General features: G+C 44.7%; 19 protein-coding genes. 10 read left to right on the top strand and 9 right to left on the bottom strand.

Features of this window, described 5'->3' with window-relative positions:
• The first annotated feature begins 7 nt into the window (after positions 1-7).
• Positions 8-2,128 (top strand): S9 family peptidase, encoded by a 2,121-nt coding sequence (locus F8C82_RS09500; RefSeq protein ID WP_151693353.1) that lies wholly within the window; start codon positions 8-10, stop codon positions 2,126-2,128.
• Here F8C82_RS09500 and F8C82_RS09495 read toward each other — a convergent pair whose 3' ends face one another.
• Both F8C82_RS09495 and F8C82_RS09490 read right to left on the bottom strand, forming a co-directional pair.
• Positions 2,129-3,367 carry a 3-deoxy-D-manno-octulosonic acid transferase gene (locus tag F8C82_RS09495; protein ID WP_151693352.1) on the bottom strand — a complete coding sequence of 413 codons (1,239 nt, stop codon included), beginning with the start codon at positions 3,365-3,367 and terminating at the stop codon, positions 2,129-2,131. It lies immediately after the preceding gene.
• A complete protein-coding gene (locus F8C82_RS09490) occupies positions 3,368-4,120 on the bottom strand; it encodes a hypothetical protein (RefSeq protein ID WP_151693351.1) in 753 nt (250 codons plus the stop codon).
• A 106-nt stretch (positions 4,121-4,226) separates the two neighbouring features.
• Between F8C82_RS09490 and F8C82_RS09485 the strand changes: the two genes are divergently transcribed.
• From F8C82_RS09485 to F8C82_RS09455, 7 genes are read left to right on the top strand one after another with little or no spacing between them, the layout of a single operon-like run.
• The gene (locus F8C82_RS09485; RefSeq protein ID WP_151693350.1) at positions 4,227-5,357 is read left to right on the top strand and encodes a DegT/DnrJ/EryC1/StrS family aminotransferase; all 1,131 of its coding nucleotides are present in this window, start codon (positions 4,227-4,229) and stop codon (positions 5,355-5,357) included.
• Positions 5,358-5,359: 2 nt separating this feature from the next.
• A complete protein-coding gene (locus F8C82_RS09480; RefSeq protein ID WP_151693349.1) occupies positions 5,360-6,676 on the top strand; it encodes a UDP-glucose dehydrogenase family protein in 1,317 nt (438 codons plus the stop codon).
• Between the two features lie 14 nt (positions 6,677-6,690).
• Positions 6,691-7,677: a UDP-glucuronic acid decarboxylase family protein gene (locus tag F8C82_RS09475; RefSeq protein ID WP_151693348.1), complete on the top strand. Its 987-nt coding sequence runs from the start codon at positions 6,691-6,693 to the stop codon at positions 7,675-7,677.
• Positions 7,678-7,681: 4 nt separating this feature from the next.
• Positions 7,682-8,692 carry a UDP-glucose 4-epimerase GalE gene (gene galE / locus F8C82_RS09470; RefSeq protein ID WP_151693347.1) on the top strand — a complete coding sequence of 337 codons (1,011 nt, stop codon included), beginning with the start codon at positions 7,682-7,684 and terminating at the stop codon, positions 8,690-8,692.
• Positions 8,692-9,123 carry a hypothetical protein gene (locus F8C82_RS09465; RefSeq protein WP_151693346.1) on the top strand — a complete coding sequence of 144 codons (432 nt, stop codon included), beginning with the start codon at positions 8,692-8,694 and terminating at the stop codon, positions 9,121-9,123. Before galE ends, F8C82_RS09465 begins: the two co-directional genes overlap by 1 nt.
• A gap of 4 nt (positions 9,124-9,127) precedes the next feature.
• A complete protein-coding gene (gene rfbB / locus F8C82_RS09460; protein WP_151693345.1) occupies positions 9,128-10,180 on the top strand; it encodes a dTDP-glucose 4,6-dehydratase in 1,053 nt (350 codons plus the stop codon).
• A complete protein-coding gene (locus F8C82_RS09455; protein ID WP_151693344.1) occupies positions 10,180-10,725 on the top strand; it encodes a CopD family protein in 546 nt (181 codons plus the stop codon). Before rfbB ends, F8C82_RS09455 begins: the two co-directional genes overlap by 1 nt.
• Here the strand turns inward: F8C82_RS09455 and F8C82_RS09450 are convergent.
• The 7 genes from F8C82_RS09450 to F8C82_RS09420 all read right to left on the bottom strand — a co-directional run bounded on the left by F8C82_RS09450 (position 10,703) and on the right by F8C82_RS09420 (position 16,362).
• Positions 10,703-11,152, bottom strand: coding sequence for a hypothetical protein (locus tag F8C82_RS09450; protein WP_151693343.1), 450 nt, complete (start codon positions 11,150-11,152; stop codon positions 10,703-10,705). The genes F8C82_RS09455 and F8C82_RS09450 overlap by 23 nt on opposite strands.
• A gap of 13 nt (positions 11,153-11,165) precedes the next feature.
• Positions 11,166-11,603, bottom strand: coding sequence for a hypothetical protein (locus F8C82_RS09445; protein WP_151693342.1), 438 nt, complete (start codon positions 11,601-11,603; stop codon positions 11,166-11,168).
• Entirely contained in the window at positions 11,591-12,448 is an 858-nt protein-coding gene (locus F8C82_RS09440; RefSeq protein WP_151693341.1) for a pirin family protein, read from the bottom strand. The genes F8C82_RS09445 and F8C82_RS09440 overlap by 13 nt, the downstream gene beginning before the upstream one ends.
• A gap of 45 nt (positions 12,449-12,493) precedes the next feature.
• A complete protein-coding gene (locus tag F8C82_RS09435; RefSeq protein WP_151693340.1) occupies positions 12,494-13,111 on the bottom strand; it encodes a DUF1684 domain-containing protein in 618 nt (205 codons plus the stop codon).
• Positions 13,112-13,157: 46 nt separating this feature from the next.
• Positions 13,158-14,246, bottom strand: coding sequence for an acyltransferase family protein (locus F8C82_RS09430; RefSeq protein ID WP_151693339.1), 1,089 nt, complete (start codon positions 14,244-14,246; stop codon positions 13,158-13,160).
• Positions 14,247-14,290: 44 nt separating this feature from the next.
• A complete protein-coding gene (hemN, locus tag F8C82_RS09425; RefSeq protein WP_151693338.1) occupies positions 14,291-15,637 on the bottom strand; it encodes an oxygen-independent coproporphyrinogen III oxidase in 1,347 nt (448 codons plus the stop codon).
• A gap of 86 nt (positions 15,638-15,723) precedes the next feature.
• On the bottom strand, positions 15,724-16,362 hold the full coding sequence (locus F8C82_RS09420; RefSeq protein WP_151693337.1) for an O-methyltransferase: 639 nt from the start codon (positions 16,360-16,362) through the stop codon (positions 15,724-15,726).
• 40 nt (positions 16,363-16,402) lie between these two features.
• Here F8C82_RS09420 and F8C82_RS09415 point away from each other — a divergent pair, with 40 nt between their 5' ends.
• Together F8C82_RS09415 and F8C82_RS09410 are read left to right on the top strand one after the other, a co-directional pair.
• A complete protein-coding gene (locus tag F8C82_RS09415) occupies positions 16,403-16,885 on the top strand; it encodes a hypothetical protein (RefSeq protein ID WP_151693336.1) in 483 nt (160 codons plus the stop codon).
• Entirely contained in the window at positions 16,885-17,319 is a 435-nt protein-coding gene (locus F8C82_RS09410; protein WP_151693335.1) for a hypothetical protein, read from the top strand. Before F8C82_RS09415 ends, F8C82_RS09410 begins: the two co-directional genes overlap by 1 nt.
• The last annotated feature ends 1 nt before the right edge of the window (position 17,320 follow it).

Here is a 17,320-nt window from a genome sequence, read left to right as displayed (position 1 = left end):
CCTTGCTATGAGACGTACTATTTTCGCGGTTCTTAGCACCTTTGCCATCCTTAGTTGTTCAAATCACACTACAAATATGCCTCAAGAGCCTCAAGCTAAGAGAGTTCCTGTGCAATTAGAGAAGCACGGCGACATTCGAATTGACAATTACTACTGGTTGAATCAGCGTGAAGACGAAGAAGTAATTGAGTATTTAAATAGTGAGAACGCCTACCGAGAGGCCATTATGAAAGGTACGGAAGAGCTCCAATCTTCGCTGTACGATGAAATGGTAGGACGCATTAAGCAGGATGATTCTTCCGTTCCCTACGAGCTAGATGGCTATTTCTATTACTCTCGCTTCAATAAGGGGGATCAGTATCCTATTTATTGTAGAAAGAAGGGAAGTATGGATGCGGATGAGGAGATTCTATTGAATGTGAATGAACTCGCAAAAGATCACTCGTATTACCAAGTGAGCGGTATTTCTGTTCGACCAGATTCGAAGATGATCGCCTTTGGCGTGGATACCGTTTCTCGAAGAATTTATACGATTCACTTCAAAGACCTCGAAACTGGAGAGATTCTAGAAGAGGTTATTCCGAATACATCCGGTAGCGCAACCTGGGCAGAGGACAGCAAGACGGTTTTCTATTGCACCAAAGACCGAGAAACGCTACGTCAAGACCGCGTTCATCGTCATGAGCTAGGTACAAACTACGGTGTGGACGTTGAGGTGTATTACGAGGAAGACGATACGTACATCACGTTTGTAGGAAAGTCGAAGAGCAAGAAATTCATCCTAATCGGCTCTCACAGTACACTTACCACGGAGTATCGATTCATCCCTGCAGATCAACCTGATTCTGATTTTACCGTAATTCAACCTCGAACACGCGGACTTGAATATGGGGTGGCACATTTTGAGGATTACTGGTACATCCGAACCAATCACAATGGGGCGACAAACTTCAAATTGATGAAGACACCTATTGATGCTCCAGGCGTTGAAAATTGGGTGGATGTTATTCCTCATCGTGAAGACGTTCTCTTGGAAGGCGTTGAAATTTTTAGAGATTTCTTGGTGGTTGACGAGAGATCAAACGGCCTCAATCAAATTCACATTCAACGATGGGATGGAAGTGAAGAGCACTATATCGAATTTGATGAAGAGACGTACACGGCCTATGTAGGGAACAATCCACAATATGATACCGAACTACTTCGATACGGCTATTCGTCTATGACGACACCAGCTTCTGTGATTGAATACAACATGACCTCACGTGATAAAGTGGTGTTGAAGGAGCAAGAAGTAGTTGGTGGATATGACAAGTCTCAATACAAGTCTGAGCGAGTTTGGGCGACTGCGGATGATGGGACCAAGGTTCCTATTTCTCTCGTGTATCGAGTTGATATGAAACGCGAAGGCGGGAATCCACTGCTGTTGTATGGATATGGTTCGTACGGACATACTATTGATCCGTCTTTCTCATCTACTCGTCTTTCTTTATTAGATAGAGGTTTTATCTACGCCATCGCCCACGTTCGTGGTGGTGAATACTTAGGTAGACCTTGGTATGAAGACGGCAAGTTGCTCAATAAGCGCAACACTTTTACAGATTTCATTGCCTGCGGCGATTTCTTGATTGAGTCGGGAATGACTTCCAAAGGCCATCTTTATGCCATGGGCGGTAGTGCTGGAGGTCTGCTGATGGGGGCCGTAATCAATATGCGTCCGAGTTTATTCAACGGAGTGATTGCTGCCGTTCCTTTTGTGGATGTGATGACGACCATGTTGGACGAGAGCATTCCTCTTACCACGGGCGAATACGATGAATGGGGCAATCCAAATGAGAAGGAATACTATGACTACATGTTGTCGTATTCTCCTTACGATAACGTGGAGACCAAAGACTACCCAGCGCTGTTGATTACTACCGGACTTCACGATAGTCAGGTGCAATATTGGGAGCCTGCTAAATGGATTGCCAAGTTGAGAGAGAAACGCACCAATCGCGATAGACCTCTGCTGATGTATTGCAATATGGATACGGGACACGGTGGTGCATCAGGCCGATTTGAAGCCTATAAAGAAGTGGCGATGGAATATGCCTTCTTCCTAGATTTAGAGGGTATTTCGAAATAACTATGAACGCAATTGAGGTAGGAGGAGTTCAGTAATGGCTCTTCCTGCACCAGCGTGCTTTTCTACGAAATTTCTAGCGCGTGCTCCCATTTCGGTAGCCTTCTGAGGATACATGACCAACGTATTCAATGCTTTCGTGAACGTCTTGGGGTTCTCTATCTCTTGAGCTCCACCTGCGTCTATCATTGCTTGAGCTTCCCAAAATTTATAGTGTACAGGCCCGAAGAAAACAGGAACCGAATAACTGGCCGGTTCTAGAATGTTGTGAAGCCCCGTTTTGTATCCACCGCCAACAAATGCTATAGATGCATGTGAATACATGGCGCGAAGTTCGCCAATGGTATCCACTACAAGTACTCGATACTCTCCAGGGTTCTCAATTTGGCTTCGCTGCGACCACCGATAGGCCGGAGCTGGCAGTCGCTTCATCAATCGCGCAATATTGGATTCTGAAACATCGTGTGGAACTAAGATGACGGCCAGTGAAGTATGTGCCATGATTTGAGGAAGAACAGCATCTTCGTCCTCGCGCCAGCAGCTTCCTGCAATCAGACTTTGTCGATAGTCAATGAACGCTTCCAGTTCTGGTCGATTGTATTCTATTTCAGCAAGCTTTAAAACATTGTCGAATCTTCCATCTCCCGTTCGTGTCACATTCGCAAAACCCTTTTCTAACAAAAGAGATTCCGATGTTTCGTCTTGAACGGAAATGACAGTGAACTTCTTAAGTAGCTTCTGAATAGGCTTTCCAAATGCGGAGAAAATGAAGTGGTCTTTTCGGAAGGTCGCCGAAATCAAGTTGACAGGGATGTCGTTTTCAAAGCAAGCCGTAAGGATGTTAGGCCAAAACTCGTACTTCACAAAAACGGCCAAGACCGGTTGGACGTACTGGATGAATTCCGCGGCATTTCGGCGGTAGTCGTGTGGCAGGTAGCACGCGTAATCATGTGCTGGATCTGCTTTGCGCGATTCATAACCACTAGGTGAAAAGAAACTCACCAATATTTTGTGATCTGGTGCTTCCACTTTCAACCTTTCCATAACCGGACGAGCCATTTCATACTCTCCCATGCTGGCCGCGTGGATCCAAATAATCTTGTCAGATGTAGAAATTCCTTCCAAATCTGAGAAGATGTGCGATCGACCTTCTACCCACTTTTTCGCTTTTGGATTGACAATGGAAGCAAGTTGCACAGCCCACTTATAGGCCGTGTAACCTATGGAATAGAAGATGGTCATTTAGTAATAGTAATACTTCTGAGCATTTTCGTCGTAGAACGGTAGGAACCAGCTGATTCGAATGCCGTAGTAAAGATCGAGCTTGCGCTCCGTTTCGTAGGAGCGGGTGTCGTAATTGAATTCTCTAAGACTGGTGTTAAAACCTTGCATGAACTCAAATCCCGCTGTGAAATTAAGGCGCTTACGGCTTCCCGAAAAGAAATACCCCAAGAACTGTTTCGTCATCAACCCCTGTGAAAAACGGTCGTACCCCTTCAAATACTCACCTTGTATCTGTGGGGTATTGTTCAGTTGATTTCGGATGTCGATGTAATAGTTGTTGTAACCTACGCCTAGGGTAAATAGTGGTCCACTGTTGGCATTGTGACCTAGACTGGTAAATATTTTACCTACATCAAACCCCATATCCCATCCTCGTTCGCGAAAAGTAACAGGAGCGTATTCTCCATTTAATCCCAATATTTCTCCTTGTCGAGTCACCAAGCCACCAAAAATTGCCGTTGGATCCTTCAGGCCATCTGCAAAGTGATACCGCGCACCAATGGAGAAAATCCAGTTCGATCGAGTCTTGTATTGTAGATCTAATCCACCGGAAAAATTAGGGTTGAAAACCTCCGCAAAGTCGCCCCCTTTCAGGAAGTAACCTACATTGATATTCACTAGAATTCCCTGTGTGGCTGAATCTTGAATGTTGAGCTGACCAAAACTGGTGGCAGACAGAGCAATGGCTATAATCAGGAGTACCTTACGCATGTTGCGAAAATATGATTTTTCATTCGGTCTATGTATGTAAGGAAACGATGAATATTCGGCCTACGTTTGCTCTGTGTTCCTTACTTTTGGAAGCAAATTTATACCCATGAAAGAGATCCGCATGGTGGATCTGGTTACCCAATATGAGGGTATCCAAGAAGAAGTCGATAAATCAGTACTAGACGTTATCCGCTCTAGCGCTTATATAAACGGTCCAGAAGTTAAGTCTTTTCAGGCTGAATTAGAGGATTATCTCGGTGTGAAACACGTGATTCCATGTGCAAATGGCACCGATGCTCTTCAGATTGCCATGATGGGATTAGGCTTGAAACCCGGGGATGAAGTCATCACAGCTACCTTCACTTTTGTTGCTACAGCTGAGGTGATCGCCCTGCTTCAACTTACTCCAGTTTTGGTGGACGTAGATCCAGACACCTTCTTAATTGATCCTGCTGCTATTGAAGCGGCTATTACTCCAAAAACAAAGGCCATTGTTCCTGTTCACCTCTTTGGACAGGTGGCGAACATGGACGAGATACAGCGTATTGCCAAAGCGCATGATTTGTTTGTGATTGAAGACAATGCACAGGCCATCGGTGCTTCCTTTACTAATAAAGACGGTGTTTCTGCGAAGGCTGGAACGATTGGACATGTAGGTTGTACATCATTCTTCCCAAGTAAGAACCTTGGTTGTATGGGAGATGGTGGAGCAATTTTCACCAATGACGATGATTTGGCTTCCAAAATGCGCATGATTGTGAATCACGGTATGGTACGCCAGTACTACCACGATCACATCGGTGTAAACTCTCGCCTCGACAGTATTCAAGCAGCGGTACTTCGCATAAAGTTGAGAAAACTCGATGTTTATAACAGTGCGAGAAATGCTGCGGCAGCTGCGTATGATACCGCTTTCGCGAATTGCGAGGATTTGGAAACTCCTGCAAGAGCCGAGAATAGCACCCATGTCTTCCATCAGTACACGCTGAAGGTCAAGAATGGAAAACGCGATGAATTAAGAGCTTATTTAGGGGAGAAGGGAATCCCGAGCATGATTTATTACCCCGTGCCTTTGCACATGCAAGAAGCTTACAAAGATGAGCGTTATGGCGTGGGACATTTCCCAATCACGGAGAGCTTGGTAGATGAGGTACTTTCATTGCCAATGCACACGGAACTCGATAAAGAACAACTTGATTTCATCACCTCTAGCGTGTTGGAATACATCAATAGATAATCATGAAAATTGCCATTGTAGGTACAGGTTACGTAGGCCTAGTAACCGGAGCATGTTTAAGTGAAGTTGGTATCAATGTAACCTGCATTGATGTTGATGAAAAGAAGATTGAAAACCTGAAAAAGGGAATCCTCCCGATTTACGAACCAGGTTTGGAAGAGATCGTAGAGCGCAACTTCAAAAAAGGGAGATTGCAGTTTTCTACAGATTTGGCCTCGAGCATTCAAGATGCGGAGGTTGCTTTTATTGCTGTTGGAACCCCTCCGGGTGAAGATGGGTCAGCCGACTTGAAGTACGTTCTTCAAGTGGCTCAAGGTATTGGTGAGAGCATGAATGACTACATTGTGGTTGTAACGAAGTCGACCGTACCTGTTGGAACTGCCGAGAAGGTTCGCAACCAATTGTCGTCTGCATTGGCAGAGCGCAGTTCCGATTTAGAATTCGACGTTGCTTCTAATCCGGAGTTCTTGAAGGAAGGTGCTGCAGTTGATGATTTCATGCGTCCAGATCGCATCGTTGTAGGTGTGGAATCGGAACGTTCAAAAGAAATCATGGAGCGTCTTTACCGTCCGTTTACATTGAATGGTCATCCTGTGATTTTCATGGACATTCCTTCTGCAGAAATGACCAAGTATGCGGCAAACGCCATGTTGGCAACCAAGATTTCCTTCATGAACGATATTGCGAACCTATGTGAAATCATGGGAGCTGATGTGAACGCGGTTCGTACAGGAATTGGTTCAGATCCGCGAATTGGCAACAAATTCATCTACCCCGGAATTGGATATGGTGGCAGTTGTTTTCCGAAAGACGTGAAGGCCTTAATTCGCACCGCTCGTGAGAACGGTCATGAGATGCGCATTCTTCAATCGGTTGAGGATGTGAACGAAGGTCAGAAAGAAGTGATGTTCGCGAAATTGAAGAAACACTTCGGCGATCTAAAAGGCAAGCACTTTGCCATCTGGGGATTGAGCTTTAAGCCACAAACCGACGATATGCGTGAAGCGCCAAGTGTGGTAATTATCAACCAAATCCTAGCAGCGGGAGGTACTGTAAGTGCTTATGATCCTGTGGCAATGGAAGAGGCAAAGCACCTTCACTTGGGAGAGACCATTCGCTACGCAGAAAACGAGTACGACGCTTTGAAAGGAGCGGACGCATTGTTGTTAGTAACGGAATGGAGCGAATTCCGTGTTCCAGATTGGAAAAAAGTGAAATCAGAACTTTCTACACCCGTTGTATTCGATGGTCGTAACCTCTACAATCGCGAGCAATTGCGCAAAGACGGATTTACGTATTACGGAATTGGTGTTCAATAAATAAGACAAAGATTATGGCCAGAGTACTCATCACCGGAGCAGCCGGATTTTTAGGGTCACACTTGTGCGATCGCTTCATTGCCGAAGGCTTCGATGTGGTTGGTATGGATAATCTTATCACGGGTGATTTGAAGAACATTGAACACTTGTTCAAGCTCAAGCAGTTTGAGTTTTATGAGCACGATGTATCAAAGTTTATTCACGTACCAGGTAAGTTGGATTATATCCTTCACTTTGCTTCACCTGCAAGTCCCATCGATTATCTCAAAATCCCTATCCAAACGCTGAAAGTGGGATCTTTGGGAACACACAATTGTCTCGGACTAGCGCTTGAGAAGGGTGCCAGAATCTTGGTGGCTTCTACGTCTGAAGTGTACGGTGATCCGCACGTTCACCCACAAACCGAGGAGTATTGGGGAAATGTAAACCCGGTTGGACCACGTGGTGTATACGATGAAGCCAAGCGTTTTCAAGAGGCGATGACCATGGCGTATCACACGTTCCACGGATTGGAGACGCGTATCGTTCGTATCTTCAATACTTATGGACCGCGTATGCGCCTCAATGATGGTCGCGTTTTGCCAGCATTCATCGGACAAGCATTGAGAGGAGAAGATCTAACAGTGTTCGGCGATGGAAGTCAGACGCGCTCTTTTTGCTATGTTGACGATTTGGTGGAAGGTATTTACCGCTTGTTGATGAGCGATTATGCCCAGCCAGTGAACGTGGGAAATCCAGACGAAATTACCATTGGAGATTTTGCTGAAGAGATCATTAAGTTGACCGGGACGAACCAGAAGGTGATTTACAAAGACTTGCCAAAAGACGATCCTACACAACGTCAGCCTGATATTACCAAAGCCCGCGAAATTCTGGGTTGGGAACCTAAATTTTCAAGAGCCGAAGGGTTGAAACTCACTTACGAGTATTTCAAATCACTTCCAGAAGACGAGCTTTACAAGAAAGAGCACAAGGATTTTAAGAAGTATTCAAGACATTAATTCTGTGCAAAAGATTCTAGTAACTGGAGGATTGGGCTACATCGGTAGTCACACTGTTGTTGAGTTGATCAGCGCAGGGTATGAGCCTGTAGTACTGGATGATTTGTCAGAGTCTGATATAGAGGTGGTGGAGCGAATTGAGCGCATTGTCAATCGCAAGATCATTTTTGAAGAAGTAAATATGTGTGATGCAAAAGCGCTAGATGGCGTTTTTGCTTCGCATCCTGAAATGGTTGGAGTTATTCATTTTGCCGCTTTTCTGTTGGTGAATGAATCCGTTGAACATCCTCTGAAATACTATCAGAACAACTTAGTCTCTACCATGAATCTGATTGATTCCATGGTAAAGCACGGGGTGAAACCGGTAGTATTCAGCTCCTCATGTACGGTGTATGGAACACCTGCAACTTTACCCGTTGATGAAACGGCCCCTCTTCAACCGGCCGAATCGCCGTATGGGAATACCAAGAAAATGGGAGAAGACATCCTTCGCGATTCTTCGCTGGCCTACGGGTTGAGAACCTTGGCACTTCGCTATTTCAATCCCATTGGGGCGCACTCTAGCGGTCACATTGGGGAGTTTCAAGATGGTGAACCGCATCACTTGGTTCCCTACATTACGGAAACAGCCATCGGAAAGCGCAAGTCACTCAAAGTATTTGGTGGTGATTATGAAACGAGAGATGGCACCTGCGTTCGCGATTATATTCATGTGGTAGATATTGCCCGCGCTCATGTTCGTGCGGTTGAGGTTTCACTCCATGAAGATCGTCCGGCATTTGATGTCATTAATCTCGGTTCAGGTACTGGATCTACCGTTCTTGAAATGATTCACGCCTTTCAACGTGCCACAGGAATGGAAGTGCCTCATGAAGTGGTAGCAAGAAGAGAAGGAGACGTTCCTGCCGTTTATGCCGACATTAAAAAGGCTGCTTCCGTCTTGAATTGGAAGCCTATTCACACCTTAGAAGACATGCTGTCTTCCGCATGGGAATTTGAACAATCACTTTCGTAATGGTAGAATTTAATCCCGGAAAGATGGCGTCTAAACCCATCTTTATGATTGGGTTTACGGTACTCGCTCTCGTCGTGTCGGGTTCCATGGTTTACAATGCAATGGCCGAAGGTGAAGAACCTCAATGGTCGTCAATTGCCTTTGGTCTTGGAGTGGTTATCCTACTGTGGTATACTCGAATGACCAGTAAGTTTTATGTCCGTATTCACAATGACAGAATTGAGTGGAAAGTCACTCGCTCCAACAGCGAGAAGATTTTGGCCAAAGACGTAGAAGTGGTTGATATCTATGCCCTTTCTGTTGATTTTGTGACAAAAATGGGAACTGTAGAACTTTCACTTGCTAACTTTGATAAAGGCCCAATTACGGGAGAAGTTGTTGATGCCATTAAGGCGTGGGCAACAGAGAACGGAATCAAGGTAGAAGAATAAGATCATGAAAAGCATTCTCATCACAGGTGGAGCTGGGTTTATCGGTTCTCACGTCGTACGTCGTTTCGTTAAGAGGTACGCAGATTATCACATTGTCAATTTAGACGCGCTTACTTACGCGGGGAATTTGGAGAATCTGAAGGATATCGAGAACCGACCGAACTATCACTTTGAAAAAGCTGACATCGTGGATGCCGCTGCTGTTCGAAAGGTGTTTGAGAAGCACAGACCCGATGGTATCATCCACCTAGCAGCTGAGAGTCACGTAGACCGATCGATCACTGATCCTTTAGCCTTTGTTCGCACGAACGTGTTGGGTACGGTGAACTTGCTCGATGAAGCTAAAGCACTTTGGGGAGATAATATGTCCGAGAAGCGCTTCTACCATATTTCTACCGATGAAGTCTACGGAAGCTTGGGCGATACAGGACTCTTTACAGAAACTACAGCCTACGATCCAAACTCTCCATATTCAGCCTCCAAAGCGAGTTCCGATCACTTTGTGAGAGCGTATGGGGAAACCTATGAAATGCCTATTGTAGTGACCAACTGTAGCAACAACTACGGTCCTAATCACTTCCCAGAAAAGTTGATTCCACTTTTCATCAATAACATTGTGAACATGAAACCATTACCTGTTTATGGCGATGGTAATTACACCCGCGATTGGCTGTATGTGATTGATCACGCCCGCGCCATTGATACCGTGTTTCATGAAGGGGTTATTGGTGAAACCTACAATATCGGAGGGTTCAACGAGTGGAAGAACATCGACTTGGTGAAACTTCTCTGTAACCTTATGGATTCTAAACTGGGCAGACCAGAAGGAACCAGCGAAGGACTGATTACCTACGTAAAAGATCGTCCAGGCCACGATAGGAGATACGCCATTGATTCTACCAAAATCAAGAATGAATTGGGATGGGAACCAAGCGTGACTTTTGAACAGGGCTTGGCAGAAACTATTGATTGGTACATGGAGAATGAAGACTGGCTGCGCAATGTGACCAGCGGTGATTATCAATCCTACTACGAAGAGCAATACGACAAACGCTAATGGAAGCCCTTTACGTAAGAGCCCTGCACATCATCTTTGTAGTAACCTGGTTTGCCGGGTTGTTTTATATGCCCCGACTCTTTGTGTATGCCAGTGAGGCTAGTACAGAAAAGGGAGAGAGACGGTCAATTTTGTTGGAGCAGTATTCATTGATGCAGCGTAGATTGTGGTATGGTATCACATGGCCATCTGCTGTTCTCACCCTGATTTTTGGCCTTTGGATGCTCGATACCATTGGGTGGTATATCCAAGGATGGTTATGGGTGAAGTTGGGGTTTGTCCTTGGACTATACGCGTATTTCTTCAGCCTTCATTACATCTTCAAACTTCAACAAAAAGGCGATTTCCGCTATTCGGGAAACCAAATGCGAGTTTGGAATGAAGTAGCAACCATCTTCCTCATTGCCATTGTTTTCTTGGTGGAGTTGAGAAACACCATCGATATGTTGTGGGGAATTGTTGGACTTTTCGTGTTTATCGCGGTGTTGATGACAGCTATCAAGGTGTACAAGAAGATTCGCACTAGCCCCCAGAAGCGCCCGTAAAGCCGTAGTCTATCGCTTTTGTGAAGAGTTCGAATAACTCATCTTCTGCAAAATCAAACATCAATTCAGTGAGGTTGCTTCCCGATGCTGAAGTAAAGGTAACGTACACTATTTGAGTATCTTCGGATGCTGCGGTATTGAATTTCGAAACGACAATATCGAAATAGATCCTTTCGAAGATGGGTTTAGGTAAGTGAGATTCTAAATAGCGATATCGCACTCCCTTTCCAGTAACTTCAACTTTTGGATCTGCGTTTACTTGATGGGATATAGAAGCAATCAAGGAGTCTATATTTCCCGTGTAGTAGATAAGAGCTTTGTTCAGCTCGGTATTTTTGTGGTTGACATACAGCAAAGTATCTCTCTCCTGTCCGCGTAAAACGGCAGTTAGCAGAATTAGAGCAAAGAGGAATACCGTTTTGCGCATGTTGGCACGAAGATTATTCGGGTTCTTTCGGTAGGATTACATCTAAATCGAGTAGCCAATTTTCTATGGCTGGATAGTGCCCCGATAGAACGGCGGAGTTCAAATTCACTGAGGATTCATAATGACGAAATAAGAAGAAGACATGAGCAGAGTCTTCAGGGTTGAAGAGCATCTGTAAGTCAATGGGGTGTAGCAAATTGTCACTCACTTCCATTTTCTTCCAATGCCAAGACTGATAAGGTCCAATGACGGTTCGTTCAGCAACAGTAGAAGCGCGATAGCTAATTTCACTGGCAAAATCTTCAACGGCATCTATTTCGCTAGTCTCAAAGACGAACTCAGGTTTTGACCACAGCATTAAGGTGTCTATCGACCATTCTACTTGTCCCCAACAATGAGCTGAGAACAGTAGAATGGGCAAGAGTAACCGAGAGTGCATTAATCTTTCCACACTCCTAATTTACCATTTTGATAGTCGTTAAACGCTTCCTGAAGCTCTGCTTCTGAATTCATAACGAATGGTCCGTAAGCGGCAATAGGTTCGTTGAACGGCTTGCCGTAACCGAATAAGATGCGTGTGTCCGCTTGTGCTTGTAAGTGAATGTCTGTGCCTTCGTGATCGAATTGAACCAATGATCGCTCACCGGCCTCGCGTCCGTTTACGTCGAGTTTGCCGCTTACTACATACAGCAAGATTTGATTTTCGGGATCTACTTGAAGATCCAACTTGGAATTCTCCCTCAATTCCATCCAAGTCATTGTGAGGTTGGTAATGGAATCAATGGGACCTTTATGATCCAAGAATTCACCACTTAAGAGATGAACACGTACTCCTTCCACTGCATCAAAATGCACCAGTTCATTTTCTTGAAGCCCAGTGTAGGACGGAGGAGTCATTTTGAGTTTGGATGGCAAGTTCAGCCATAGTTGAATGAGTTCAACTGCTCCACCTTCTTTTTTGAATTCTTCGGAAGAAGTCTCCGAATGAAGAAGGCCACTTCCAGCAGTCATCCATTGAACCCCACCTGTCTTGATGTTGCTGTTGTAGCCGGTGGTGTCTTTGTGAATCAACTCACCTTCAAGAATGTAGGTTAGTGTTTCAAACCCACGGTGAGGATGCGGTCCAAAAGGAAGTCCACGGTTGTTGGGACGGAAAACATCCGGTCCATGATGATTCAAGAATAGAAAGGGATCAAGCCATTCAATTCGTGCCGTAGGCATCGCGCGCCACGTGCTCAAGCCAGGCATGTGCGCGGCCATGGCTGGATGTATATCGATGATTTTTCTATCGCTCATGATAAAATGTTTACTCTTAAGACACTTAAAATTGGAAAGTGTTCATCAATGGTGTCCTTCGTATTTAACGCCAGCTTTGATGGGAACATTCAGGATGTTCTCGAAGGGGATTTTAGGGCACGAGTACCGATTGTTGTACGCACATAATGGGTGATAACATCGGTTGAAATCCACTACGATGGTATCGCCTTCAGGGATGCGGAGATCGAGGTATCTTCCTCCGCCATAGGTACTATTTCCATTCGTTTCATCGCCAAAAGGCAGGAAGAGGTAGTCTTCAAAACCTGGACGCTTTATCAGGTCCAAGTTCTGGTAAACATTCAAAACTAGGCTCGAATCTCCATAGGTGAAATGAAGCTCTCCAAATACGCGATAAACCGGACGTCGGTTGGTGGAGGTCGGCATTTCAAATGGTTCGGAATCAGGGGTGCGGATCAAAGTACATTCCACAATCCAATTCGTATCTACTGGAAAAAAAGGAAGACTAGTAAAGTTTTTAAAATCGGATTCTGTGAGTGGAGATTCGCTGCGATCGGCGAAGCTAGAGTCCAGTTCAGCTTGGGCTTGTAGGGAGGCTCTAATTTGATCGTTAATATCTTGCCCATAGGAGATGGAAGATAGGGCAGTTGCGAGTGCAAGCGTGATGAATTGAATCGTACGCATGTTGAGAAAATTTTCAACAAGGTAAGGACTTGTGCGGTGTTTGCGGTTAGAATTTTTCGCGGAGAGCCGTGGTTGGTTTCTCGTAAAAGCGATACATCAACCAAGAAATGGTAAAGGTGAAGAACCAATAGGCTAAGTAACCAAGGGCAGTTGAGAAATCCGCGATGCCAAAGTCTTGAACGAGTATCCTCAAAACACCACTGAGGTGAATCAAGTACATGGAGTAGGAGATCAAGCTAATCTTGGTAATGGCTGCCGACCAAGTTGAGCGTGATACCTTCCAATTCGACAAGTAAGGCAGAGTGAGGGCCGTTCCCAATGCAATGACCCAAAATGAGAAAATGGCGTCGTAGGTACTCACCACTTCTTCGGCCAACATGCTTGCAATAAACACCTTATGGGCAATGATCAAACCGATACCTGCAAAGAGTTTTTTCTTCTGATTAGCAAACCAAGAGTTGAGTCGGTAGAACTTGATGTAGGCAGCAATTACCCCTATCATAATAGAATCAAGGCGAGTTACAACTTGCTTTCTAAGGGAAAGATCCCAAGCGTGTACACTGTCGATATCTCCATCTAGAAACCGCCAAATTCGGACAGTTCCACTGATGGTTAAGATGATGAGTGCAACGAGGATAAGGGTGTGTCTAGGAGTAAGTGCGAAAAGGTGAAAAGAGCTCCACATCAACAGAGGTACTCCTAGATAGAACCATTCTTCAACCGACAAACTCCAGGCTTCATTGAAGTGAATGGGATGGTCCCACGCGAAATTCTGTAAAAATCCGAAGTAAGGCAGTAGCTCTGAAAACGGCCTGTTCGTGACCCATACGTAGTAGCAGGTGAGAACCGTTAGTACTAAGAAATAGTTGGGCAATGTTCGAAACCATCTCCTTCTCCAAAATCGGAATAAATCCGACCATTGCGTTCTTCCCGTCTCGATTTGTTTGATGAGAATACCGCCAATCAGAAATCCACTGAGCACGAAAAAGATGGAGACACCGTCGAATGTAAACCAATTCATTTTGGCTTTGTCGAACTCGTGTTCGAGCAAAATATTCCCATGACCATATACCACCGTTAATATGGCAAAGGCCCTCAATAGGTCTAATCCAAAAATTCGAGTAGAGTATCCCATGTCCTTAGAGGGACGAAAGATAAGAAGGGATAAGCGAATAACCGTTAAACTGCTCGAGAGAACACGCCGTCTTGAATCACCTTCATGTTAGGGTCAAAGGCTGCACAGACAACTCTTACAATGGATTTACCTTTGGCAGTAACGATTAATCCATTGGGTTTAATGTCGATTAATCCGTCTTCTACAAAGGCATACAGCTTGTGTTGAAGCTCGTGATCGAGGTGCATGGCTTGCAGAAGTTCGCTTTCGGACAAGCGGAAGTAGCAACTCAATTCTATAATTCGTCGACGTATAGATTTTTCAATGTCGGTCATCAAATGACCTTTGAAAATGGGAAGCTCTCCGCGGTTCACTCGCTCCGACCAATCTTCAACCACTTTTTCATTTTGCCAATACGCGCCCACTCCATCTGAAATTGAAGAGACGCCGAGACCAAGTTGAAGGGTTTCCCTATCATGGGTGTAGCCCATAAAATTTCTGTGCAAGTGATGATGCTCTCTGGCGGTAAACAGCTCATCGCCTGGAAGTACGAAGTGATCCATCCCCACATCCACATAACCAGCTCGCTCTAAGAGTCGGCACCCCCATTGATAAAGTAGGGTTTTGGCCTCTGGAGAAGGTAGATCGTTTTCATCATAAGCCCGCTGACTCTTGCTGACCCATGGCACATGCGCGTAACTGTAGAATGCAATGCGATCTGGAAGCATGCGTGTTACCTCCGTAAACGTATTGTCCAAGCCTTCCATGTTTTGGAAGGGGAGACCGTAGATCAAATCAAAATTGATAGAGGTATAACCGATTTCTCGAGCTTCGCGAACACATTTTTCAACCTGCTCAACACTTTGCCAACGGTGAATGGCCTTCTGAACTACGGGGTCAAAATCTTGAATTCCCAAACTCATTCGTCTAAAGCCGTGCTTGTATAGAACTCGAAGGTGTTCCGATGTTGTGTTGGCGGGGTGACCTTCAAAACTAAAGGCGTAATCCTTTACAAGCTGCTGACCTTCTAGCATTTTGCTGAGGAGGTCATCTAAGTTTTTTGGACTAAAGAAGGTAGGTGTTCCTCCACCTAAGTGGATGCCGCTGATCTTAAAATCAACACCTACTAGAAGGTCGAGATACATCTGCCACTCTTTTAGGAGGGTGTCGATGTAAGGCGTTTCTACCTTGTGGTTTTTAGTGATGCGCTTGTTGCAACCGCAGTAGGTACAAAGAGCTTCGCAAAACGGCAAGTGCAAATAGAGGCTGAGTTCTCCTCTTTTTTTCACCTCGTCCACAAAGCGCGAGTGAGCATCAGCTATGTCAAATCCCTCCACCTTCCAATGCGGAACGGGAGGGTACGAGGTGTAACGAGGTACAGCTAGATTATATCGACTAATAGAATTTGGCATCCCTGCTTGGTCTTTTCAGCCTAACAAAGATGTCTGTATTTCATGTGGCAAAAAATGCTAAAAGTCAGTTTTTAAACTGATAATTGTCACTTTATGCGAGCAGCCATCAAACCGTCGCGAATTGGTAGCAGTACATTCTCCACTCGGTCATCTTGTGTAATGAGCTCGTTTAACTCGCGGAGAACAACGGTGTCTTTATCATTCGCATTTTCATCCACAATCTTCCCACTCCACAACACATTGTCACATAAGATCAAGCCTCCTGGATTCATGCGAGGTACGATGTCGTTGTAGTAATTAACGTAGTTCGATTTGTCGGCATCAATAAACACAATATCCCATCCATCTTTTAGTGTAGGAATGACGTCTAAGGCTTTTCCAATGTGTTGGTGAATGGAGTCGCCAAAGTCACTTTCGTCAAAGTACTTTCTGGCAAAGTCCTCCAGTTCTTCGTTGATGTCGATGGTGTGCAATTCTCCGCCATTCACTAGCCCTTCGGCCAAGCACAGGGCGGAGTATCCCGTGTACGTTCCAATTTCTAGTATTCGCTTGGGCCGATGAAGCTTGGCGAGTAAGGATAGAACTCTTCCTTGTAGATGTCCACTTAGCATACGCGGACTCATGATCTTCACATGCGTTTCTCGATTGAGTCGCGCCAGTAAATCACTTTCCGCTTTGGTGTGATTGTGAACATATTGATCGATACTTTCGGGGAGGAATTCCATGATGTTGTATTTTCAGGTACTAACTCAAATGTACGATTGTATGTTTTCGCTCACCTTGAAAAAACGTCCTCATTTCATACCCCTGATCAGTTTTACGGCTTTTTTTCTTTTCATATCATATTTGATTTGGTCTTATGGTGTTCCAGAAGATTTGGAGTTGATAGAGTTTGAACTTAAGATAATTGGATTAGGGCTTATAGGAGATTTGACTTTCAATTACCTCTTTGTATTGGGGTTGAGAAATAAGCTGAAGTTCTTGATTGTTTTGATGAGGATATTGCTGACATTGTATGGATTGGGATTACTCTGGTTTGCGTACTCATTTACAACAGACGTTCTCCTAGAGACGCTGGATAATCCATATCGATCAGTCCGTGAAATAATAGAGGTACTGACCTTCTTAATCATACTTTTAGTGCATGGTTTTTCGGAGATTTGGTTGATTTCACGGCGACCACATCATATTCATATGAATCGTATCGAAGAAGACTCAGATATGGAAGTCATCGATAATCCATGGTGATGTTTGTTGATCAATCTGATTCCAAGTGGGTAAAAGGGTACCGATGGTTGGTGTATTCATCCCCCGTTTCCATACCCATTTATGTTAGTTTCTTTCTGAATGACTTATCGCTTGAAGGAGTCGGCTTACTCCTAGGGGCTTCAACTCTTGTAGCAGTAATGTTGTATTTGGCTAATCGAACGATCATTCAGAGCCTGTTCATCAAAGGTCCTGCTTATCTCGTTAGTCTGGTACTCACCTCAGCATGGGTGCTAACTTGTTTGATCGGTGTTTTGGCAGCGCTATTTGCCTTAGATGAATCCATAGCTGGAATGGTCTTCCTTCTTTCCGTTGGTAATGCCTTTGTACAAACATCAGCCATCGTTTACCCTCCAAGAGATTTGCAAAAAGTAGAGGAGGATGAGAACCTCTTGGATGAAGAGTTTTGGAAATAAA

Source organism: Phaeocystidibacter marisrubri (assembly GCF_008933165.1).
Classification (GTDB): Bacteria; Bacteroidota; Bacteroidia; order Flavobacteriales; family Schleiferiaceae; genus Phaeocystidibacter; species Phaeocystidibacter marisrubri.
Note: the sequence above shows the minus strand (reverse complement) of the source record. Positions and strands in the feature narration are given on the sequence as shown.